19 protein-coding genes and 1 pseudogene are annotated in these 23,061 nt (G+C 39.3%); 5 read left to right on the forward strand and 15 right to left on the reverse strand.

Annotated features, from left to right (window positions below):
* Position 1 precedes the first annotated feature (1 nt).
* Both ON05_RS22145 and ON05_RS22150 read left to right on the forward strand, forming a co-directional pair.
* Positions 2 to 559: a Uma2 family endonuclease gene (locus ON05_RS22145; protein ID WP_010473318.1), complete on the forward strand. Its 558-nt coding sequence runs from the start codon at positions 2 to 4 to the stop codon at positions 557 to 559.
* A 122-nt stretch (positions 560 to 681) separates the two neighbouring features.
* Positions 682 to 1,272, forward strand: a complete 591-nt coding sequence (locus tag ON05_RS22150; RefSeq protein WP_010473319.1) for a Uma2 family endonuclease — start codon at positions 682 to 684, stop codon at positions 1,270 to 1,272.
* Between the two features lie 142 nt (positions 1,273 to 1,414).
* Here the strand turns inward: ON05_RS22150 and ON05_RS22155 are convergent, their stop codons facing one another.
* From ON05_RS22155 to ON05_RS22170, 4 genes are all read right to left on the reverse strand, one after another.
* Positions 1,415 to 2,308 (reverse strand): glycosyltransferase family 2 protein, encoded by an 894-nt coding sequence (locus ON05_RS22155; RefSeq protein ID WP_010473320.1) that lies wholly within the window; start codon positions 2,306 to 2,308, stop codon positions 1,415 to 1,417.
* Between the two features lie 290 nt (positions 2,309 to 2,598).
* The gene (locus ON05_RS22160; RefSeq protein ID WP_029315192.1) at positions 2,599 to 3,810 is read right to left on the reverse strand and encodes a glycosyltransferase; all 1,212 of its coding nucleotides are present in this window, start codon (positions 3,808 to 3,810) and stop codon (positions 2,599 to 2,601) included.
* Complete coding sequence (locus ON05_RS22165) at positions 3,807 to 4,988, reverse strand: glycosyltransferase (RefSeq protein WP_010473322.1); 1,182 nt, start codon at positions 4,986 to 4,988, stop codon at positions 3,807 to 3,809. Before ON05_RS22165 ends, ON05_RS22160 begins: the two co-directional genes overlap by 4 nt.
* 220 nt (positions 4,989 to 5,208) lie before the next feature.
* Positions 5,209 to 6,102, reverse strand: a complete 894-nt coding sequence (locus ON05_RS22170; protein WP_010473323.1) for a sulfotransferase domain-containing protein — start codon at positions 6,100 to 6,102, stop codon at positions 5,209 to 5,211.
* A 269-nt stretch (positions 6,103 to 6,371) separates the two neighbouring features.
* Here ON05_RS22170 and tnpA point away from each other — a divergent pair.
* Positions 6,372 to 6,801 (forward strand): annotated as a pseudogene (gene tnpA, locus ON05_RS22175) (IS200/IS605 family transposase).
* Between the two features lie 120 nt (positions 6,802 to 6,921).
* On the opposite strand, the gene ON05_RS22180 reads toward tnpA, so the two are convergent.
* From ON05_RS22180 to ON05_RS22225, 10 genes are all read right to left on the reverse strand, one after another.
* Entirely contained in the window at positions 6,922 to 7,653 is a 732-nt protein-coding gene (locus tag ON05_RS22180; protein WP_010473327.1) for a sulfotransferase family 2 domain-containing protein, read from the reverse strand.
* 112 nt (positions 7,654 to 7,765) lie between these two features.
* Positions 7,766 to 9,196: a hypothetical protein gene (locus ON05_RS22185; protein WP_010473329.1), complete on the reverse strand. Its 1,431-nt coding sequence runs from the start codon at positions 9,194 to 9,196 to the stop codon at positions 7,766 to 7,768.
* 54 nt (positions 9,197 to 9,250) lie between these two features.
* A complete protein-coding gene (locus ON05_RS22190) occupies positions 9,251 to 11,095 on the reverse strand; it encodes an ABC transporter ATP-binding protein (protein ID WP_010473331.1) in 1,845 nt (614 codons plus the stop codon).
* Positions 11,096 to 11,258: 163 nt separating this feature from the next.
* Positions 11,259 to 12,635, reverse strand: coding sequence for a glycosyltransferase family 4 protein (locus ON05_RS22195; protein ID WP_050857468.1), 1,377 nt, complete (start codon positions 12,633 to 12,635; stop codon positions 11,259 to 11,261).
* Positions 12,636 to 12,965: 330 nt separating this feature from the next.
* On the reverse strand, positions 12,966 to 14,141 hold the full coding sequence (locus tag ON05_RS22200; RefSeq protein ID WP_010473335.1) for a nucleotidyltransferase family protein: 1,176 nt from the start codon (positions 14,139 to 14,141) through the stop codon (positions 12,966 to 12,968).
* A 44-nt stretch (positions 14,142 to 14,185) separates the two neighbouring features.
* On the reverse strand, positions 14,186 to 15,064 hold the full coding sequence (locus ON05_RS22205; RefSeq protein WP_029315193.1) for a hypothetical protein: 879 nt from the start codon (positions 15,062 to 15,064) through the stop codon (positions 14,186 to 14,188).
* An 85-nt stretch (positions 15,065 to 15,149) separates the two neighbouring features.
* On the reverse strand, positions 15,150 to 15,323 hold the full coding sequence (locus tag ON05_RS22210; protein WP_010473339.1) for a hypothetical protein: 174 nt from the start codon (positions 15,321 to 15,323) through the stop codon (positions 15,150 to 15,152).
* 108 nt (positions 15,324 to 15,431) lie between these two features.
* Entirely contained in the window at positions 15,432 to 15,986 is a 555-nt protein-coding gene (locus ON05_RS22215) for a YdcF family protein (RefSeq protein WP_050857469.1), read from the reverse strand.
* Positions 15,987 to 16,061: 75 nt separating this feature from the next.
* Positions 16,062 to 18,236 (reverse strand): polysaccharide biosynthesis tyrosine autokinase, encoded by a 2,175-nt coding sequence (locus ON05_RS22220; protein WP_010473343.1) that lies wholly within the window; start codon positions 18,234 to 18,236, stop codon positions 16,062 to 16,064.
* Between the two features lie 137 nt (positions 18,237 to 18,373).
* Positions 18,374 to 18,796, reverse strand: a complete 423-nt coding sequence (locus ON05_RS22225) for a hypothetical protein (protein WP_010473345.1) — start codon at positions 18,794 to 18,796, stop codon at positions 18,374 to 18,376.
* Positions 18,797 to 19,981: 1,185 nt separating this feature from the next.
* On the opposite strand from ON05_RS22225, the gene ON05_RS22230 reads away from it, so the two are divergent.
* Entirely contained in the window at positions 19,982 to 20,953 is a 972-nt protein-coding gene (locus tag ON05_RS22230; protein WP_010473346.1) for an NAD-dependent epimerase, read from the forward strand.
* Positions 20,954 to 20,958: 5 nt separating this feature from the next.
* Here ON05_RS22230 and ON05_RS22235 read toward each other — a convergent pair whose 3' ends face one another.
* Positions 20,959 to 22,224 (reverse strand): RNA-guided endonuclease TnpB family protein, encoded by a 1,266-nt coding sequence (locus ON05_RS22235; RefSeq protein ID WP_029315195.1) that lies wholly within the window; start codon positions 22,222 to 22,224, stop codon positions 20,959 to 20,961.
* Positions 22,225 to 22,702: 478 nt separating this feature from the next.
* Here ON05_RS22235 and ON05_RS22240 point away from each other — a divergent pair, with 478 nt between their 5' ends.
* Entirely contained in the window at positions 22,703 to 23,059 is a 357-nt protein-coding gene (locus ON05_RS22240; protein WP_262562299.1) for a response regulator transcription factor, read from the forward strand.
* The last annotated feature ends 2 nt before the right edge of the window (positions 23,060 to 23,061 follow it).

A 23,061-nucleotide genomic window follows, 5' to 3' on the forward strand; every position in this document is an offset into this window, starting at 1 on the left:
TATGGTCAAGACTTCTCCTCCACTGAGTTTAGAGGAATTTCTCAAACAACCTGAGCGTAAACCGGCTTTTGAGTACATTGACGGCAAACTCTATCCTAAGCCAATGCCCAAACGTCAACATTCCTTACTGCAAAGCGAACTGTGTATGGCAATAAATGCTGCAAGTAAGCCGAACAAGGTGGCCTATGCATTTCCGGAGCTGCGCTGTACATTTGGGGGCTGTTCGCTTATTCCGGATTTAGCGATTCTTGACTGGGATAAAATCGAGTTAGATGCAGAGGGGATTCCGGTAGATGATGTCTATATTGCACCGGATTGGACTATCGAGATCCTTTGCCCTGATCAAAGTGCGAATCAGGTAACAGCGAATATCGTCCATTGTTTAAAGTATGGTTGTCAGTTGGGTTGGTTAGTTGATCCTAGGGATCAATCGATTATGGTTTTTGAACCGGATCAACTTCCAACACTATTTCAAGGTGAAGAAGCTTTAATTGTTCCTAATCAAATTAACTTAACTTTATGTGCAAAAGATATTTTTGATTGGCTTAAGTTAAGGTGATTTTTTCTGTGAAAATATGATTTTTTGGACTTTCCTTGCGACCTGAAATTTAACGGCTTAAAGCTAAACGTATTAATTGAGTGAGTTCTGATAATACAAATTTAATTAGGATGGGTTAAGTTGTGCAATTAATCGAAACCAAGCCTGTTTTGCTAGACGTGCGGGGAATTACTCTGCGTGTTACCCATGCAGAGTTTGAGCGGTTATGTCAAGACAATCCAGATCTACGGCTAGAGTTAACGGCATCAGGAGAATTGATCACCATGCCACCAGCGGGATGGGAAAGCTCGAAGCGGAATGCCGAACTGACTAGATTAGTGGGTAACTGGAATCAGGAAACTGCGTTAGGAAGAGTCTTTGATTCTTCCGGTGGCTTTACTTTGCCCAATGGCGCGGTTCGATCACCGGATGTCACCTGGATTGCGGTCTCGAAACTGGAGGGAGTCTCTGGTGATATTGCTTTTCCAGCTATCGTTCCTGATTTTGTGATTGAATTGCGTTCAAAAACTGATGCTTTGAAAACTCTACAAGAGAAGATGAGAGAGTACCAGGAAGCAGGGGTCCAATTGGGTTGGTTGATTGATCCGCAAAACCAACAGGTTGAGATCTATCGACTAGGCAAGGATGTTGAGATACGGCGGTTACCCACTGATTTAGAGGGGGAAAATGTGCTACCGGGTTTGACAATTGATCTGGCTTGGATGTTGCATTAAGGTGGCAGTCGAACTTGCCCGGAAGAATCAGTTGATGAAATTGGTTTAATTGAAGACATTTTGATTGTTTATCTACCGAATTATGGCTCTGAATATGGTGATGAGAATTTCTCAGAACTTCGTGTAGCTCTACTATCAATTTCTACAGACTCCTACCGGAGGCCAAGGAGCTTGGTTTGATGGGGTTTGGCGAATGCTTCCTTTCCTGCTGGCGTTGTTCATAGAGTTTGGCATCGACGAGGAAGCGATACCAAAAGCCTTGAAGAAAATGAAAAACCAGTCCTTCCATACCATCAAGAAAACCAAGGCCAACCGTGTAACGCAGGAGGAAATAAATAAAGGCTCGTAGGAAAAGGGGAGATCGAGAGTAAAGATTATTCTTAACCCAGCGGCGTTGCTGTGCTTGAGATCGTTGTTGATTATGGATCAGGGGGTCATCTGAATCTAAGAGAACGCCGAGCATATCTTGGATTTCACGATCGGCGTAGTGATTGTGCTTATTAGTCCAGAAAGTAAGACCTTTTTGATTTTCGTCAATGATGTCGTTCTTGAGATTGGCGATTTTGCCTTGAGATAGAACCATATGCTCATCCATCCAGCGTTGTTCGCAGGTGCCGCTGCCAGTGCGCCATATACGTAGAAGCCAAGTGGGGTAATAGCCACCGTGTTTGATCCAACGTCCCATGAAAAAAACGCGACGTTTGACTTGGTAGCCGCTAATCTCTTGGGGAGTATTGGAGAGTTTTTGCTGAAGTTCGGAGCTAAGCTCTGGTGTTACCCGTTCATCAGCATCTAACCTCATAACCCAGGAGGTTTGGATTGGTAAATTCGTAAGGGCCCAGTTTAGTTGTTTGGCATAATTTTCAAAAGCATGTTTATAAACTTTGCAACCATATTGACGGGCAATGTCGATAGTTTCATCGGTACTACCAGAGTCAACAATATAAATATCTGCCCCGAGTGGTTGCAAGCTAGATAGACAGATTGGTAGATTAGCCGCCTCGTCTTTAGTCAGAATGATAATGGAGAGTAACATAACAAGTACTATTCATTAATAATCTTTGAACAGAGCATCGCTTTCCACAGGTAGAAGATTCGCCCAGCGAACTGGAAGTTGAGATCCCTATATCCCTCAGCTTCGAGTAGGTAACTAAGCGTCTTAACTTTCCTTGCTCTTCTAGTTTTGGCAGCATTGAAAGCAACGGCTGTAATAAAAAGCTGTGGGTATTGATCAGCTAATCTTTTGCGTAAAGATACTCATATTGTTTTTATTTTGTATAGGCAGAATTATTCTGTTGAAATATTTGGAATCATCTTTTAATAAGACTAAGGTCGTGAGGTCGAAAATGAATACTGTTGGTTTGGTTCTCGTCGGAGAATTGTTTGGTAAACCTCAATTAAGTTGATTGTAACTTTATCCCAGGTATAGTTTTCTTGGATAAATCTACGGGCACGTTCTCCCATCAGTTTGGCTTCTTCTGGATTTTTTAGACAATGAAGAAGGGCATTAGTAATGGCTGTTTCTTCTAAAGGAGGGACATATCCAAGTTGTTGCTGGAGGACAAGCTCGGATAAAGCCACGCCTGGTGTGACAAGTGCCGGTAAACCTGCAGCTAAGGCTTCAAGAACAGCAACACCGAAGTTTTCGGAATGGGACGTGAGGGCAAAAAGATCAGAACCTTGTAATAATAGGTTCTTTGTTTCACCTTCCACGAAACCAAGAAAGTGAGTGAGATCGCTTAATTGATGCTCATTAATTAAGTTTTTAAGATAACTTTCATAGTCAGAATCTCCAGAACCAGCAATCAAGAATAAGAAAGGATTATCTTTGAGGCTACTCAGAGCTGTAATCAAGTACTCAAGACCTTTTTTGGGGTGAAGACGAGATAAGAATGTGATGATGGGAGTTTTAGTTGATAACTGTAGTTGGGCTCGTAATTTTGTAGAAGCATTACTAACTTTTTCTGGAACATGTAATCCATGGGGTACAACGAAACTCGGAGCGTTGAGACCTAAAGATGAAGCTTCATTCTCTTCTGCTTGGGATGTAAAGTGTATACCCTGACTTTGTGTAAGGTTCTTTTTCTCTATTAGGCTTAGATAGGTTTTTTTCTTTATAGCTTGTTGACTTAAAGACCAATGACATAATTGTCCTAGAGGGCGAACAATATAGGGTACTTGTTTCCATCGCGCGAACGCCATTGCCACTGTAGAAGGGTATGAAAAAATGGCATGGATATGGAGTAAGTCGTAATTATGAATATTATTCCAAAGCCAAGATGTTAGGTCTGAGGAATAAGAAAACTCTCTTATGGGTGCAATTATAGGTGAGTATCTAGAAAAAAAATGAACAGGAACACCTTTATAGTTAGTCCAATCCTTAGTTGAGATTTTTAGTTGTCGGTCGCCATGATCATTTGTAGTGATTATCGAAGCCTCAATGCCATTGAAATTAAGACTTTCTACCATTTCAATAGCTGCGAGACTGGGACCACCCCTAATGGGAGATAAGGATGGAATGATATGAAGTACTTTCATGAAGATAAGGTTGATATTTCGGTCTGTAAATAATTTCTTAAAGTCCTCTTAAATGAGGTAAATCCAAATCTCTCTATTACTGAGGAGCGTAGTTTGTTTGGCTGAAACATTAAGTAATTAGGATATGTTCTATTAAGGATTTGGATGACAGTTTCGGCAATTTCCTCAGCATCATCAGGGTCTACAAGTGCTCCTAATTCACCTTTGCTTAGTGCATCAACTGCTCCATCTTGATTGCCACCAATAACGGGCTTACCACAGGCCAGAGCTTCCAAATAGACAATCCCAAAACCTTCTAATTTGCTAGGCATTACAAACACATCACAAAGATTGTAATAATCGCATAAGTCTTGATCTGGCACAAAGCCAGTTAATATCACATGTTCTTGCAAGTCCATCTCAATGATTTTTTTTTCAAGGCGACTTTTATCATCACCCTTGCCAACAATAAAATATTTTGCTTCAGGTATTGTTTTGAGAATAGTGGGTAGTGCTCCAAGCACTACATCGTAACTTTTATAAGATTCAGAGGCACATAGTCGGCATACGGTTAAAAGTATGGGTTGTCTAATATGTAAACTATGCTTTTTTAATAACTGATCTGGTTTAGGACTAGGCTGAAAGCGTTTTGATTGAAAGGTGTTGTGGAGTAAAGAGATTTTTCCAGATTTTAATTCTTGCTCCTTAATTAAGCGATCGCAAGTATAGTGGCTCACGGCTAATATTTTTTGTGCTTTACTCAAAGCATTTTTCAAATCAGGTCGAGTGATATCCCATGCCTCTACTCCGTGAGCTATTGTCCAGAAAGGAATCCCAGCAATTTGATTTAGCCTGTGAGCAACAACAGAAAAATTAAGGTGTGTAGAAATTATTAGATCAGGTCTATGAAACAAACCATATGCTATTAGATAAAAAGCATAAATCCACGAACGAAAGCTTAGCTTAAATTTGCCAAAAGAATGAAATCTTGTATCAGTTAAGAAACTTACCTGACTGCTGGCAATATCTTGACTAGTATCATGCAATAGAAATACATCTATTGTTGCAAATGGATAAATCTCTTGAAGTGCTTCCAAAAAAAAAGCTGAGTAAACTTGTACTCCACCTTTAAATCCAAAAATATTTGGAATCAAAAGATGAATCTTAAGCCTTTTTGATTGACTGAAATTTTTAAACATTATCAATCAGAAATATTGTTTTCGTCGCAGTTATGATGATATAAGCAATATTTTATGTATACTTAATATAATTATAGCGGCTTTCAGAATTATGAAATCGCCAAGTACCTTCCTAACAAGGCTCTAAACTGATCATGTAGTTTCGATAGTTATGCAATCTGCTATATTTAACAAGCTAGAAAAATTGGTAAATAAGTAGATTTTAATTGAATTACAGTCATCAATAATTCCAGTCATCAGGCAAACTACCAATGAGTTTAGAAAGCTTGATATTCTCTTCATTATAATATTCCTTTAGCTTTTCTAGAGTCTCTCTATTGGGATTAGCAGGCTTCCATTTAGGTAATGGAAAATCCTTTAAAATATTTCTATCAAATTTATGAACTACTTTCGTTAGGATTCCAGTAGAATAGTAACTTGCCCATACTCCTAGCTTGGTAGAAGCCAACTTGTTTTCTGGATCATGGACGTATTTAAACTTAAAATCATTATTAGCTCCTAAAAATCTTACGGTTTTTTCAAGAGTTAGTTCAGGAGTTTTAATAATATCAGACTCAAAAAAAAGAACTAAGATTTGTTCGCGATGGAAAAAGTTTAAGAATTCTGATAATTGCTTAAAATAAAGTCCTCTACTGAGGATACCATGGCGCTTGACCACATCAGAATACTCTGGCAAAAAAATCTTGTTGATATCCAAAGAAGGAAGAATTGCCCCTGATCTAACATTGTGATTCCAACCAGATATTGCTCTGGTGACTGGATTTCGTAAAATAAGAATTAATTTTGCTTCAGGTATTAGCTGTTTAATACGAAGAGGTTTATCTTTAGGTTCATTCGGAACATCATCACATGTGGTCCAAAAATAGTCAGGTGACTTCTCACATCGAATAACTTTATCGAGTGAATTTCGAAAAATTGATGAATACCATTCGGGTCCCTTAGAAAAATTTTTTTCGTTATCAAAATAATGAACTTCCCCAGGAAAAATATAAATATCTGGATGCTGTGAAAGGCGTTTTGATAACCAAGTTGTAGCAGATTTTTGAACCCCAATAATCAAAGAATTAGGTAAAGTATTCTGGTAATATTTAAGCTTTTTTTTTGTTTTTAACATATATGTTAATAACTAATATCATTCAGGTACTGTATTATTCAAGCTAACAAATTTGTGACATTAGACTGCGCACCAATAAATTTTATTTGTTAAGCTGTTAAATCAAATGAAATGGAGGTAGTTTTTCCTATCTACTAATAAAAAATCATCTATTTTTCATCTTAACTAAATACTGGTAAGTGCCTGGCTCTGCCGGGGAGACTCTCGTAGGTTTGACCGGGTGCAACGGTAGAAAATTCTCCTTGCAGTTTTCTCGCAAGGAGAAAGAAATGTCACCTAAGAAGTTAAATCATACGACTTGGGATTGCAAACATAACATTGTATTCATTCCTAAGCGTCGTCGGAAAGCTATATATGGTAGTCTTTGTAGTCATTTAGGAGTTTTATTTTGGGAGCTGGTGGAATATCGAGGTGTTGAAATTTTAGAAGGTCATAAATTTCCAGACCATGTTCTTATGTGTAAGAGAATTCCACCAAAGCATCCAGTCTCAAGGGTGTTGAGTTTTATGAAAGGTAAGAGTGCCATAGTGATAGCGCGTCACTTTATGGGAAAGCGCCGAAATTATTCAGGATAGAGCCTTTGGGCGCGGGGTTACTATGCATCAACAGTGGATTTGGATGAAGCGGTAGTTCGAGCATATATGTAATCAGGAGTTAGATGATGCTCGCTTGGAACAGCTAAACCTACCGTTAGGATGAAGCTAGAGAATTGCACTTTGGAGGCTATTCCACTGCGTTAACTAAAATAAGCCTCTGGCTCTACCGAAGGTAATTTTACTTCTCAAATAGCCTCCGAGAGATATGAGTAATAGGTTTAGGTTATACACTTATAGAATTAAATCTATTCAATTGATCTGTATAACCAAATGCATGGATATCCTTAGCATATCGTTTAGCTACCCATTCCCAAGTATGGGAATCATAATAGTCATAGTATGTTTTATGAAATTTTTCTTTGGACTTAATTCGCCTCCAAAGCAGCCTTGCGAAATTCTTTGCATACGATGTTTTGATGCTAATTGGTTGTTCTAATGTTTGATTGACATGAGGCAGTTTTTCTAGTGAAAAACCTAGTTTAGTTTGTATGACTTTAAAGTCATCTTCTAAACTTTCAAAGTGTCCAATAAAATCAACTAAGCATAAACCTTTTTCGTCATAAAGATAATCATATTGGGACATTACGTGACGCCAATCATCAGTTCCATCGGGTTGTGGAAAAGCATTATACAACCAATCTTTGAAGCTCCATCTCCTGTAATAGCCATGCCACTTATATTCTGAAACTAAGCGTGACCATGGATCCCGAACGAAAGAGAACTTAAAGTAACTTTCTAACTCTTCGTTTTTGACATACCCAAGTGAACTATATTCACTTGCTGTTAAGTGAGCAAGTCTAAATGGTCCCTTACTTGGATCAGTATTTTTATCAAGTAATAAAACACCTCGCGATTCCCATGGAATCTCAAATTTCTGAAGAAAAAAAAGCTCAACACTTTGCCCAGCAGTTTTAGGTACGTGAACAAAAATAATTTTATGTTTATGAGAAAGCATTGGTACAATGTAGTAAAATCAAGTTAACATTCTCGATGTGAAATTTAGATATATAAATTATCAAAAAACTGTTTTTCTTATTCTTTACTCTATAATCAAATTCATAATGGAATTAGGAATATTTTTGAGCCTTGGAATTTAATCTGTCAACTTCTTTAGGTATTCCAAGTGCTATATAAAAAATACATAAAATAAGAATTTGATTTCTAAAATTAACAAAAATCACTGAAAATGAATTAGCATCTACGTTAAGGAAGGAAATTTGACCTAAAAAAAGAATTTTTCCAATATATTGGTACCTTGACAATAGTAGTCGAGCTATAAAACCATTAAAAGCTCCAAATATATACCCTAAAATCAAACCTCCAAAAATACCTGTGTATTGGTAAATATGACTAAAAACAGTAGTAGCAGGATCTGGCTTGGATTTACTATTCTTATCAAGTGAAAAGTGATGTGATGATACAATACCGGCTTCTATAACTGGCTTATTATTACCTAAAAATAGTGAAGGTATTGGAAGCATTAGGTTTTCAGCCATATCAGTTAATGGCATATAATTCCAGCCATTTCTTAGTCTATTTAATTGTGAAGAAAAGCTGCCTTGCCAATGTTGATATCGATTTAAAATGCTAGCATCTTCAAGAGCTAGAGACTGAGCCTCTTTATCTGTCTCATTAAAAAGACCATAAACTGTAGACGGGATATACTCTGTGATTGTTTTCTCGATTATTAGCATTGGGTTATTTAAGAATATAGAACGTTCAGCACGATATATTGCTCTAATTCCTAAAATTGAATTTAGTGAAAAATTCAGAATAATTAACCAAGCAATAAGTGATTTAATCGGTAAAACAATTTTTTTGGACTCAGATATTGATGTCAGCGATTGTTGAGTTAGGATAATAGAAACTATTACCTGAATAAGCAGTAAACGTTTGCCTTCTAAAAATATTAATAGCAAAAAAAAGATTAAAATAAATTTAAATAATTTTATACTGTTTGATTGCAAACAGATTAGCACAGCAAGAAGAGGTGAAAGAAACTGCTGTATCATATAGTGAGCAGGGATTTGAAAATCTCCAGCATTGACAATATCTGTTCTCATCCAGCTAAAGTAAGTACCTGATTTGATGCTAATTATTCTAATCGTTAGGTCAAAAGCAAGAAGACAAAAAGTTAATAAGCGTGTTCTAAGAATTATCTTTTTATCAGGGAGGATATGTTTAGAATGATGTAAATTTTTTCCTTTATAAAACTGTCGAAAACCCATTGATATTGACAACATTATGGGGCACATCATAACGTAAGCTGTCAGAACATCTTCTCGCTCAAATGCTACACCATTAAATTGAACATAGCTACTTGAAGGGCTAAGTATTATATGAAAGCCAGCCACTCCATAACATACAAACAAAAATATCGGAACATACAGTTCCCCTAAAAGTTGAACCCACTCTTTCTTCTGCGCCAGTAAATAAGCACGTTTAATTAGAATAAATCCACTTATTCCTAGCAAATAAACATATATAAATATTTCCATAAATTAAGCATAAAAATTACATTTAAATACTATGAAAAATAGTTCTCAGGATATCTAATTAACTGATGAAACTTCGTTAAAAGTAGAAGGTTTAAAGCCTAATTTTATGAAATCAGCATGAGCAACAACTTGTCCTTGACTAAACTCAAAAATGCAATCGCATTTCCTAAGCGTACTTAATCTGTGGGCAATCAGGATAATGGTGAAGCGATTACTTAAACTTTCTATTGCATTCATAACCTCTTCTTCTGTCTGATTGTCTAACGCGCTAGTCGCCTCATCAAAAATAAGTACTGATGTATTGTTATATAACGCGCGCGCAATCCCAATCCGCTGCCGCTGTCCGCCTGATAGACGAACTCCACGTTCTCCTACATTAGTGTTGTACTGATTGGGTAATCCATTAACAAATTCATCGATTTGCGCTAGCCTAGCCGCTTTGATAATACGCTCAAAATCAATCTCTTGTTTAGGTATGCCAAAAGCGATATTCTCTGCGATCGTTCCATCCATCAAAAAAATACTTTGCGGTACATGTGCAATACTCTGCTGCCACTGCCGCAATCTTTCTCCTTCTAATGGAACTCCATCTACTGAAATACAGCCTTTTTGAGGGCTCAACAAACCCAAAATTAAATCAGCTGTCGTACTCTTGCCACTACCTGAACTACCAACAAAACCAACAGTTGTCTTTGCTGCAATTCTTAAATTCAAATTTTTAAAAATCCAACTGCTCTCATCACTGTAGCGAAACCAAATATTCTCAAACCTTAATTCATCTTCAACCCCCAGTCCGACCGTCGGTACCCACAATTGCAAAGGATCTATTGGACGATTTAACCCTCTAAGGATCCGCTTTAAAGAAGCTCGTGCCCCCTGGATAAAAGTCAGTGCAACAAATTCCTGTTGTAACAGGGGTAGCAGTCGATTTGCTCCTACAGCTAAAGCTCCTAGCACTGACAAAGTTTGACTTATATTCCCTACCCTACTCAACCAGACAGCCAAAATGGCAATTACGACCATGGCCAACATCTCAATCTGATAGCGAGGCGTCAATTGGATAACCATGTTCGATGCAAGAGCTTGCCGATAGGGCTGATCTGCCTTCTTATAAGCTGATTGGAAAAAACTTTGAGTTCCTCCGATCAGTACATTCCGGATTCCTCCCAGCCCTTCTTGAACTACCTTGACCTGTTGTTGACTACTTTGCACTAGAACATTGCTGTTAAGTTGCAACCTTTTCCGCCGAATTTGATAAAGCCTTGCATAGGCAGAACCCAACACAACAGCGCTCGTCAGAGCTGCGCGCCAATCAATTAAGAAAAGCCCTCCGACCAGTGCCAAAATCAATAAACTGTTAGTAACAAATATCAGCAGGGGGATTAAAATCCTACTAGTTAGTTGACGAGTATCCTCCATTACTGAATTGATCAAATCACTACTATTATGTTGTAAATGGAACACATAGGGTTGTAATAAAGTTCTGTTATAAAGAAGACAACTAATGTCGTTAGAAATATTCCCAGCCAAACGACTCTGAATGTTAATAGTTAAAATTCTCAGTCCGTTAGCGATTACTACCGCAACTGCAAACAAGATTGCAAAGAACATTAACAGCTGTGAAGGCTTATCGATTTTAAGTAGATTAACAAGAGGCTGTAATTGTTGAGTTTTTAGCAGTTGATCCGAGTTATTTAATGCATTTAAAAATGGCAAAACTGCCCCTAAGCTTAGCATTTCGCTAAAAGCAGAAATCACCATCAAAATCAATAGTAGCCCTAACTGTTGTCGTCGCTGCTTGCTTATATGACTCAATAAGTTATGTAAGTCATTAAATAATGACTTATTCTGTTTTTTTGCCTTTGTGGCGGCATAACTTGATCTGAAAATAGATTTCATATTGATTTGCTAAGGGTGAGACGAATTATGCACTAACATACTTTAAATAATGAATTCATCCAAAATTGCATTCACATTTTATGAAAACCTAATTTTCTCTCTCAGATATTAGAGGTTGATCGATTTTCTACAGAAAAATCATATATATGATGATTTTTTATGTCTATATTTCAGTATTAGCATCAATGTCTGGATTAAAACCTTGCCAGTTTCGTTTATGCTGATGTATCTCTCTGTTTAGTAAGGATTGGTTTACAACCTTGAAGTATTCCTTAGAAATTATCTGAGGCGTGAAATGTTCTTCTAAATAATTGTAAGCGTTTTTCCCTAACTCTTCAGTTATTCTCTGATCTTTTTGCAAGTAAAGAATGAAATCAGCCAACCCTTTACTATCTCCATTTTCAAAAGTTGTTCCACATTTTGCATCTGCAATTAACTCATTCAAATATGAGTTTTTTGGACAAACAGCTGCAATGGGCCGCCCTGAAGACAAAGCTGAATAAACCTTGCTTGGAGCTACCAGATCTTGCATACCAGAACTAATACTTACTAAGGACAAATTTCCAGCTGTTAATGAGTAAGGTAATACAGTTTTATCTTGGTATGGTAAAAACAAGCAGTTATTTAGATTGAGCTTATTTACTTTATTAATCATGTCCGGGCGCTTAGCTCCCCCTCCAATAAACACAAATCGGATGGGTTCATCTCGTAGACGAGTTATAGCATCTAACAACGTGTCCATATCATGACAACGTCCCATATTGCCGGAATAAATTACTGTAAATACATCAACTAACTGGTATTTCCATGAAAACCAGTTTTTTTCTTTAGGAATAGGTGAAATTTGCTTCGGATCGGCCCAGCTATGAATCACTGAAATTTTCCCCTTGATATCAGGACATTGCCGAATAACTCTTTTCTTCATTGCCCGGCTTAAAACGATAATCGCGCTGGCATTTTTCCAAACATGGTAGTTAACTTGACGCCAAAACTTTGCTAAGAAGTGATTATTCCTAACGACATTTAGTTCAATTGCAATATCAGGGTAAAGATCATAAATTAGGCAAACATAAGGCTTCCTTAAAATAAGCGAAGCTAAATACCCTAATATAGGCAAAAAAGGTGGAGCTGTTGTTAGTAGGATGACATCATACTTCCAGGAAGAACGAAGTAAATGTAAACCAGCACGGATAAAAAATAAAAGGCCATTAATAGCCTTGCCACGAATTTGTTGTGGCCAAAGTTGAGCCGTCCTAGATCGCTTAACTAAAACACTGTTTCTAAATTCTTTTAATGGAGCGGATTGATCTGAACGAAATGCATATCCGGGTTGTCCACTAAAAACATTGATCTTAATATCTTGATGAGATAAATGCTGAGTTAATTCATCAATTAGCTGCCCAGTTGGTGCATAGTCAGGAGGGAAGAACTGGGTAAAAACACCGAGTCGAGTATTCCTAGAAACTGGAAATTCATGTTCAACCTTTTTAACCTGACTAGTAGAGGGATGATTCGTATGTACAGCATTCTTTCGTGTCATAATCTCAATCAATTTTAGAGTAAGCAAACTAATATTTACGATTGTGGTGTGGTTAGAGAAATGTAGAAGATGTCTATTTAGAAAAAGTTGTAAAGGTTACCTCTTCTTCTTTATTCCTCTCTGTCATACAAATCCTTTTTAAGACCCAAGACTTGATATTGCATCTGACCTAGTTGTTAAGCCAGTACCAAGACATGAAATAGTTAGCTCATTGCTTTGTTCGAGTGTTAGGTCAACCTAATTAATTGGGTTGGTAAAGATATATCTGTTTAAATCTTATTCGTTGATGTATTGGCCAAATTGACAAGTCATTTAGTCTAAATTCCCTAGTCAAACTACTTTGGAAACAGCATGATCAGGTTTCGTTATTTGGTGGCACTTGGCAATAAAAAAGGACCAAACAAAGTTAAGCAGAAATTTACTTCGATCAACGAATCGTTCTAACATCCCCAATTTCATGAACAATACTTGTAATTTTCCCTGCCAAGTTCTGTTCTGCCCTGGCTGTTGAGCAAGCCGAGTTAGAACGTTATTGATTAAGAGTAGCAACCCTCTATCCTGACTAATCAGTTGATTAACTTCTGCAGGCAGATGAATCTCAAAGAACTCAGCGGTTAAAGATAGACCTAGTAGAAGTCGACGGGTACAGTACGCTTCTTTAGATCGAAAAACTACTTCATTTATATTCAACTGAGGATGGGATTTAAGTATAAAAGCAACATCACAAATCGATTGCAATTTATTCCAGCCATCTTGAGAGCCATGCACACACATTATCAATAGTGAATCTTCAGCTTCCAAACTCATAACAGTATCTCCCTGCAATGTTATGGGTTTAGATCGTCTCAAAATTTCATCAAAAGAGAATTGGAAATACTTGGATATTTGTCTATGCAAATCAATAAATAAATGATGATCTTGATGCTTCCGACCTAAAGGAAGTTCGTGAGCCATCACCCCACAGTGAAAAGAGTTAATCCACCTCAAGAACATTGAGCGTCTCCAGGTCTGACGTAAATAAGGAGACTGATAACCAGCATCTATTAATAGCTTCAGAGAGGTATCAAAATCTTGCTTTCTAACCCATAAATCTAAGTCACAGAAAGGACGCATACCCATATTTCCATAGACCATCTGGGTAAGCGTTGGACCTTTAAAGGGGATTACAGGGATCTGATACCGAGCGAACATATCCAAAACTTGAATCAGTTCTTGGGTATGGAAAGAATTTTTTAGTGCAATGGCACAAGATTGTTGCCTTAGCGTGGACAATACATAAGACGGCACTTGATTTTCACCAGCATTTTTAAGCCGTTGATAAATCAAAGGAACGACCTTGTGAAATCGTGCAAGCCTTAGAAAATATGGCCAATCAAATTCATTGCTAATCTGAATATCAGAACCATACTGTTGCCGAAATAGGTCCTCTCGATTTAGACAAGCCAGTAGAAAACTAAATTCTGATTCAATCAGATAGGATTTTTTGGGTTTCTGAACTAGCAGCATTTAGATCTATAGGCACAAGATAAAATTTATGTGCGGACCTTCATTTAAACGACTGAAAGTGAATGAGTGTTAGTTTGGACATGATGGTCCACGATGGAATCAACTAGACTCCATACTTTCGATAATGCCAAAGGCCGCGTTAAAGAGTAAACTGGCACAGCCTGCAAAAGGTTAATACACTGCTCAAAATGCTTCTCTCGAGAATTAGGATCCTGCAAAACTTTCCCTCGTGAATGTTTTACTAAGTTCAAGAATCCTTGCCGAGCTTTGAGTGGATCAATCCTTAACTGAGGCCCTTGACTCAAAATGTAAATTCCTGCTAAAGGAACATCCCCAGAAGTATTGTTCGTCGAATGATAGCGCTTATCAGAATCTGGATAAATAGAGGGTAATTGTTTGAGTTGATGCCCACAAGCTAAAGCAGAATCAGGCCATAACTTAATGCGGGGAATACTCGGTACAACCTGTGGATTAGCAGAATTGAAATGGATGGCTAGGACGTCATCTGTCACCACAGGAAATTTTTTCTGATAAAAAACCTCTGCCAAAGTTGATTTTCCAGCTCGAGATGCTCCAAGGAACGCAATGGCAAAATTGTCAATTACAATGCAACTGCCATGAAGGACTAATAAACCTCGCTGGCGTAAGAGAATTGAAAAAATAGGACCATAAATTGCCGATTGTATTAGGCTTAAATCTACATCTTCATAAGGGGCAATGCTAATTTCTTTCCCTTCATGTACTCTAAAACGTAGTGTATTATCAAGCTTTCCTTGGAAAGATTTTAAGCTTTTATTGGTGGGAGAGAGATGATTTTTCTTTGATAGTTTGAGGGTGACGTCTGGATGACAATTTACTTCTACCAATTCTGGTAAAGGCACCTGTGATTCAAGACAAAAATCAAAAACAGAATAGATGGGCATAATCTGAATTAATTTAATCAAAATAGGGAAAGGTGGAAAATCCTAACTTTCCCTATTTCATTTTAAAGAAAGTAGTTGTCTATTCTTACTCTTCCTCTAAATCGGGTTTAACAATCCCAATCGATTCAATATCATCTCCACCTTCTTCTATCCTCTCATTACGTTCCCTATCTTCGGGACCATTATCACCTAGTTCAGTGGTGATTTTTTCCATTCGACCAAAAGCAGTCAATGTTGGGGAACTAAATTTCTGTTTCATGGGAAAAACTCCTAGTAATCAGTATTGGGTTGGACGTGTTTCTTCAAGGACTAGATAAGCAGCTGATTAGCCTGACCTCGAAAAATAGAAAATGATCTGAGTGTGGTCCTAAGCTCCTGAAAATCCAGTAAAGACCCAAATTAAGGATCTTCCGCTATCCCTTAGGACTTTATAAATCGGTTCTTGTTCATTGTTTGTAGGAACATAAACGGGGGTAAAGGTTATACCTTGACTGCCTAAAACTATGGAAGCAATAGCTTTGGCTCTTGGCATATGGTCATTAGATGTAATGACATAAATGTGTTGAATTCGACGCTGCTTAAATTTAGGAACTAACGTCGTAAAGTTAGTGACAGTATCAGTTGCTTGATAATCCAAATGCACTCTCGAGCGTTCAATCCCTAAAGCCTGAAAAAACGATAACGCTTTTTCAGGCTTAGTGCCACTAGAGATCCAAATATCGAGATGGTTTTCGAATTGAGCAATTTGGGCGGCACTTTTTTCTCGATCTGGATTTCCACCCAAAACCAAAATGGCTTGGGGACTTGGAGCTTGCCAAGCTGCGATTGTAAGCCGAATGGGGATAATGCTGATCAAAGCAGCGCAGAGCCCCAGAAGAAATATGATGGTATATTTTCTAGTCTTGCGGTGGATTTTAAGCATTTACTAGAAAAACAAATCAATTAGGATAGATATGAGTTAATTAGTTTTCAAATACCTGTTAAATCAACCAGTTATCTAATGGTGTAATTCAGTGAGTTGCTTCACTAAACCATTGCTTGAAGAGTGTACTTGGTCTGTATAGCGTCCATAGTAGGAATAGTAGGAATGAGGTTCATTGCTATCTATCACACCGTTAATTACAGTTCCTAAAACGATTAAATTAGATTGCGTCAATAATTCATTCGCCTTTTGGGCAAGTTCACGTTCTAAGTGTTCCGGGCGGGCGACCAAAACAATTCCATCTGCAATTTTGCCAATCACTAATGGGTCAGCAACAGAAACTAATGGTGGAGAGTCAATCAGAACATAATCATATGTATCCAGTTGTCCTTGCACAAAAGCAGAAAATTCCTCAGATTCCAGCATGGGTAATGGATTTGATGAAATCCGCCCTGCCGTAATAACATCTAACCCTTTTGATACGCGATGGGTAGGGAGTGAATGCTGCTCAACTACGTTATTCCTTAAAAGAATATGCGTTAAACCTTCTTGGTTCTTCAACTCCCAAATATGGTGTTGTGAAGCCAGGCGAACATCAGCATCAATCAACAAGACTCGATGATTCATTTGGGATAAAGACGCAGCCAGGTTGGCGCATGTTGTGCTTTTCCCTTCTTGAGTAATGGCACTAGTTACCATAATGATGCGGGGCGACAATTCTAAACTCAAAAACTTGAGACTGGCCTGCAGCATTCGGTATGCTTCGCTCACATGAGATGCAGGATTCGCCAGAGTCGGGAGTTTGGAATATTCTCCTTCCGCTTCTGCAAAGGTGGGGATCTCACCCAAAATTCGGTAAGGATAAATTTGTCGAATATCCTCTTTGGACTTAAGCTTGCGATCGACTCGCTCTAGTAGGTACACGATACTAGCCGCGAGTAACAGACCTGCCATCCCCCCTCTCATACCTGCAGACATATAGGTTGTTCGAGTCGGTTCGGGACGGGTTGCGTTCTGCAAAATCTTGACCGTTGGCGTGGCTTGATTCGCTGTCACTTTTAGCTCTTGGATTTGCTCCAGTAAATTTTGGTAGGTTGATGCAGCCGCTTTAGCATTGCGTTCTAGATCATTTTGTTGCTGTTCCAGTTGCGGGAGCGTTTTAGCCTGCAGATTGTATCGAGAGAGTTGGTTTCTAAAGGTGGCTAATTGCTGCTCTAGCCCTCGCCGTTTAATTTCTAATTGAATCAACTGGGCGCGCAAGTCATGTTGTTGATTTCCAACAAGACTAAGCTGTGATGTGGATTGAGTAGATTCTTCAGCTTTCTGCTTTAATAACGCTTGCAGTTGCACTTGACGTTCTACCAGCTCCTGGATTACCGGGTGATCTGGATGAAAGTTGGAACGGGCTTCAGCGATCTGCTTTTCAACTTCTTCATGACTTTTGGTGATGCTAGCATGGCTGGTAGTAATTGTAAGCAATGCTTGTTGAGGATCGAGCCCTAGCAAGCTTTGTAATTTTTGTTGCTGGGCTTGCGTCTCCGATAACTGTCGATGAGTTTGATCTAAGGTAACTTGCAGATCATTTTGTGCTTTGGCATTTGCTTCTTTGGCACTATCCAAGTCGTTTATTTGATAGGTCTCCTTAAATCGCCGTAAAGCTGAATCAGATCTGAAAACCCGTTGTTTAACTTCAGGAAGTTGTCTGTTAATAAAGTCAATTGCGGCTAACGTAGAAGCCCGATTTTTCTCCAAGTTTTCATCCACATACTGCTGCATAATTTGGTTAACCACAGCTGCAGAAAGCTCAGGCTTGTTTGCAGAGTAACGGATTGCAACAACGTTAGTTTCATCTAACTGTACAATCCTTAAATTCTCCTGCATCTCACCAAGACTTGGTTGTATTCTAGGATCACCAATCTTCTCTAGTACTTTAATCAGTTGTTCAGGGGAAGACATCGACAACACTTCTGTATCCAAGGAACGTTGCCACTGCATGGAAGATTGGCCACGTTCGTTTTCATTGATAGCCGAATCCAAACCAATTAGTTCAGAGCTGCGCTGACCTTCTTCGAACTTAAGCTGGCCCGAAGCAATATACTTGGGCTCTTCTTGATAAACACGAAAAAGCGATATAACCAAAACAACGAGAAAGGTTAGGCTTGCTGGCAACCACCGTCGCCTAACCATCAACCAATATTTAATAAAGTCAGATTGTTGTGAACTTTCCATCACAACGGGAGTGTGAGTCATGGAGAATTACCAGGGATTTTAAAATTCTGTATCTCTCAGTAAGGTCGTCGTTCTTCTAAAAACGCTGAAGTCAAGTAGGAAAAATATGCTTACAAACACAACTAGATTTCTAGATCACTTAACAAACACTAGAAATCTTAGTAAATATGTCCAAACTGTTTGATTTTATGGGCTGCCATACGGGCTTGCTTACGCGTAAATTCCCCCACAGAGGGATTACCTCTTGGATCTGTCACCCCCATAACGCGTTGCCAAAGTTCGGGGGGAGGCGTAGAAACCCTATATTCCCGATCGATTTTGTGGATGTGATACCAAGTGACCTTTTGGCATTCCTCACACCAAAATGCTTCTAGCCAGTGATTATTAAGAATCACCTCTGACTGAGCCGCTAATATTCGTCGAGAGGCTTGTTTGCCAATTCCATATTCTAATAATTGGGATGGTTGATTAGAGTAAATGGCGTGTTTTTGACTAACACTGTCTAAATAGCAGTGATGAACAGGACAATAAATCGCTCTTCTTTTCGAGCGTTTCCGATTGCGATCGCACCTTCTCCCCAAATTCGGCCTCCTTTGCTCGTAAATACATCATTCGCGGCATCGCAAGGTTCGTGTTTTGAGGCTGAGATCAGAAAGACCATCGAAGACCCAGAAACAAAAATCAAAGGGTATTTAATTTATCTCAATACTGAAGAAAACAGCTGCCAAAAATCAGGATATTTAGATAGCAGCTAAAGGCATGAAGCCTTTTTCTATGTAAGAACCAGATTAATAGGTGTACTAAAAATCAAGATTCCATTGTAAATATGGCTCAGTTGTTGATGTAATGCCAGTCATATTTCCCCCTATGAATCGATTTGCTGACAATAAAAAAACAGGTGTGAACTATAGTTCGAATAAAATGTCAAGCTCAATACTAGTGTAATACATTCAAAATAGAAAGTAGACTTAACAGAAATTTTATTCTATCCATATTTATTGGATCCGTAGAAAGCATAGCACGCTACATTTATAATGTTAAGCAAAAAAAGTCATATAAAGTCATATATCTTGTGATTTAAAGTAGCCATACTATATTCATCGAAAATCAATAAAATTCCCTAAAAATTTAGCAATTGCAAGATTCCTTTTTAAGCTCAACCTTACTTTTCTGACATTATCGCTTATTTTTAGCAAATCAACATCCTGATATAATTCTGCTTAAGACTATGTTTTTTTCTCTTTGAGATGTAAAAAATATCCTTTTTATCTGGCTTTTAGAAGCATTTCATCTCAAGGCTTGAATAATAAAGAAATGGGCAGAAAAACGCTTAGAGACTACCCTTCGTTTCGAATTTGACAAAGAGCTTATCTCTCTTAAATTTGAACAATCAGAATCTCTGAAAACTAAAGTCAATTTTTTAGGCGAAGCCATACATCTTTTTGTTCTAAAAAAATTAAAATAGGATCGAATTGGAGCTGCTTTTGGTAGCATGCTTTTTTTGCTTTACCGCCTCAAAGGCTAGCCAATTACTCGTTCTCCCTTCTATCGTCGCTTTCTGCTGAATACCTCATTCCACACAGCAGATTGAGCTAAAGGAACATCTACTAGGATTCCCGATATGTACCAACAGGGCCCCTAGGGTATACTCGTTACTCAAGGTATATTTGCCTCTCTCGGCAAAATGAGGGTATTAGGATTGCTGGAAGGGATATCCATCTCCCCTGTAAGGGAACTATCAAGCTAGTGAATGGAGATTATTAACCATGCAAGTTCTGGTTACAGGTGCGGCTGGTTTCATTGGTTATCACTTATCCCAGCGTCTCTTGCAAGATGGTGTTCAAGTCATGGGGATTGATAATCTCAATGACTACTATGCCGTCGATCTGAAGAAGTCTCGCCTAGCCGAGCTGGAGCCGAATCACAACTTTAAATTCCAATGTTTAGATCTCAGCGATCGCAAGGGCATGGAAACCCTGTTTGAGAGCAATATCTTTGATGGGGTGATTCATTTGGCTGCCCAGGCTGGGGTTCGCTATTCTCTAGACAACCCTCATGCCTATGTAGACAGTAATCTGGTGGGCTTCCTTCATATCCTTGAAGGCTGTCGCCAAAGCAAAATATCTCACTTGGTTTATGCGTCTTCTAGCTCAGTCTATGGTGCCAATAAAAAAGTCCCTTTTTCCGTCGCTGATAATGTGGACCATCCCGTTTCTTTGTATGCCGCCACTAAGAAATCGAATGAGTTAATGGCCCATTCCTACAGCCATCTATATCAAATACCAATCACCGGACTGCGGTTCTTTACGGTATATGGTCCTTGGGGACGACCGGATATGGCCTATTTCAAGTTTGTGGATGCCATAGCAAACAACAAATCCATCGATGTCTACAACCACGGAAAAATGCAGCGAGATTTTACCTATATCGATGATGTCGTCGAAGGGATTGTCCGAGTTCTCCATCAGCCTCCTAATCCAGACACCACAACCCCTCCCTACAAGCTCTATAACATTGGCAATAACCAGCCCGTAACCCTGATGCGCTTTATTGAAGTGATTGAAACCGCCATGGGCAAAACGGCGGACAAGAACTTTTTACCGATGCAACCGGGGGATGTCCCGGCAACCTATGCAGATGTAGATGCCTTAATGAATGACGTGGGCTTTCAACCCAAAACCCCAATTGAAGATGGGATTCAAAAATTTGTAACTTGGTACCGCGACTATTATCATTGACATCCTCATCCAGCCAACCTAACGGTATGGCTGGAGATTCCCCGGATTGCTCCGAAGATTTCCTGCTTCAGTGCCAGTTGACTAGAATTCAGTACTGAACTCCCCGTCACCTCGACTCCACAGGCATTTTCTATTCCCCGTTGCCCACGGGTACAAATCACTTGAGCGGCAGCAATGTCTCTGGGCTTGATGGACCCACATTCAAGACAGTGAGAGATTCTAACACTCAAGTCTTTTTTGACTTCGGCACCACAATCAGGACATTCCTGACTCGTACCTCTTGGGTCAACCTTGGCGTAATAAACATCACGCTTAAAGCACACCCAAGGCAAGATTTGATTCGTAAACTGACCCAAACCAGCATCAAGTGTGTGCTTCCCTAGCATCCCCTTAGCCATAATGCGGAAGTCCAAATCCTCAACAAACAGGGCATCAGCTCTGTCACAAAGCTGATGAGCCAGCTTAAAGTGCCAGTCCTTACGAGTGTCGGCAATCCGTTGATGCACTCGTGCTATTTTCTGCAACAACTTAGAACGGTTAGCACTTCCCTTTTGCTTTGTCTTCAGCCGACGTTGCAGCAATTGCAGCTTGCGGTGTAACGGATTGAAAAAGCGAGGACGCTTCACCTGGAGTCCATCTGATGTTGACAGAAAATACTCCAAGCCCACATCAATTCCAGTGGGATGCCCTTGAAAGGGCACCTCTGGAATATCGACATCGGCTTGTAAGCTCAACAGGACAAAGTACCCTGAAGCTTTGCGGACAACCCTGGCCTGCTTGATTAAACAGATATCAGGAATGTCTCTCGACCACCTCACCTTTACCCAGCCCAGCTGTGGAAGCTTGATCCCTTGATCGCTGATGGGATTCCTCAGCATCTGGGGAAAGACAAAGCTACGCATTCTGGCTTGGTTCTTAAATCGAGGCAACCCTGCTCGTTTCAACAGCCATGCTTCCCAAGCAACTTCCAACTGCCTTAAGGTCTGTTGCAACATTTGAGCATTGACAGACTTTAGTTCAGGTATTTGCTGTTTAGCTTGAGTAAGCGCTTTGGCCTGTTTCACATAATTAGGAAACGGCTGATCAGCAGGCAATATATATTCCCGATGGAGGGAGCAAGCGTTCACGGGAGACTTGCGAGAATTCAGCCAGTCTTTACGCTCTGCTAGGGCATAATTCCAGACTTTGCGACACACGGATAATGTGCGCTCAATTTCTGCAACTTGCTCTACAGTTGGTTTTAGCTTGAATTCCCACGTCATATTGAGCATATCTACATTATACAACTTACAATGTAGATCTTGCTCCCTTTGGTCACGCTCCGCTACACCCCCAACCAAGCTTTCAGCTATGGTTGGAGTACTGCGAAGGTCTTTTTGATAGCGAAGTTCAAACTTGTGTTTTCTTCCATCTCTGCCTAAAGCTTCCGCAAAGCTGGTTGGTTTCCTTTCTCAGAATCAAGGTGTTTGTCCCAATACCGTATGGGTGGACTGTCAACTTATCTGGTTTCTAATCTAAATCACAGAATTCCATCAGGATAACCTCAGTCTCTTTGAATAGATTAGTAACTATCAAGGGTCAATCAATCCTTTTACAAGACAAACTCACCGTCGTCATCCATACCAGAGCTATCGATAATAACTCTGCTATCGGGTTCCCATATGTCACGCTGTAGAGTCTGAAGATTAGAAACGCACTGGTAATTTTCCACAAACACAAAAACCTTTAAAACCAATGAACCCCCACATATTGCTAGTTGAAGATGAAGTTAGAATTGCTCAGCTCGTTGAACTAGAATTGTCCGATGCAGGGTATCAAGTCAATATTGCCCATGATGGCCAAGTCGGTTTAGAACTTGCCCAGGCCATCCAGCCGGATGCTATTGTTCTGGATTGGACCTTGCCAAATTTGACGGGTCTAGAAATATGCCAACATCTTCGGGCAGCCGGAAATGCAGTTCCGATTGTGTTTGCAACCGCCATGGATGATCCGCCCCATCGTCAAGCAGCAATGGCCGCAGGTGCCAATGCCTATGTGGTCAAACCCTACAGTATTAACGATTTGATGGAAACCCTGACTGCTCAACTTCCCAGCGCTGCCGCTTAAAA

The sequence above is a fragment of the Acaryochloris sp. CCMEE 5410 genome, from assembly GCF_000238775.2.
GTDB lineage: Bacteria > Cyanobacteriota > Cyanobacteriia > Thermosynechococcales > Thermosynechococcaceae > Acaryochloris.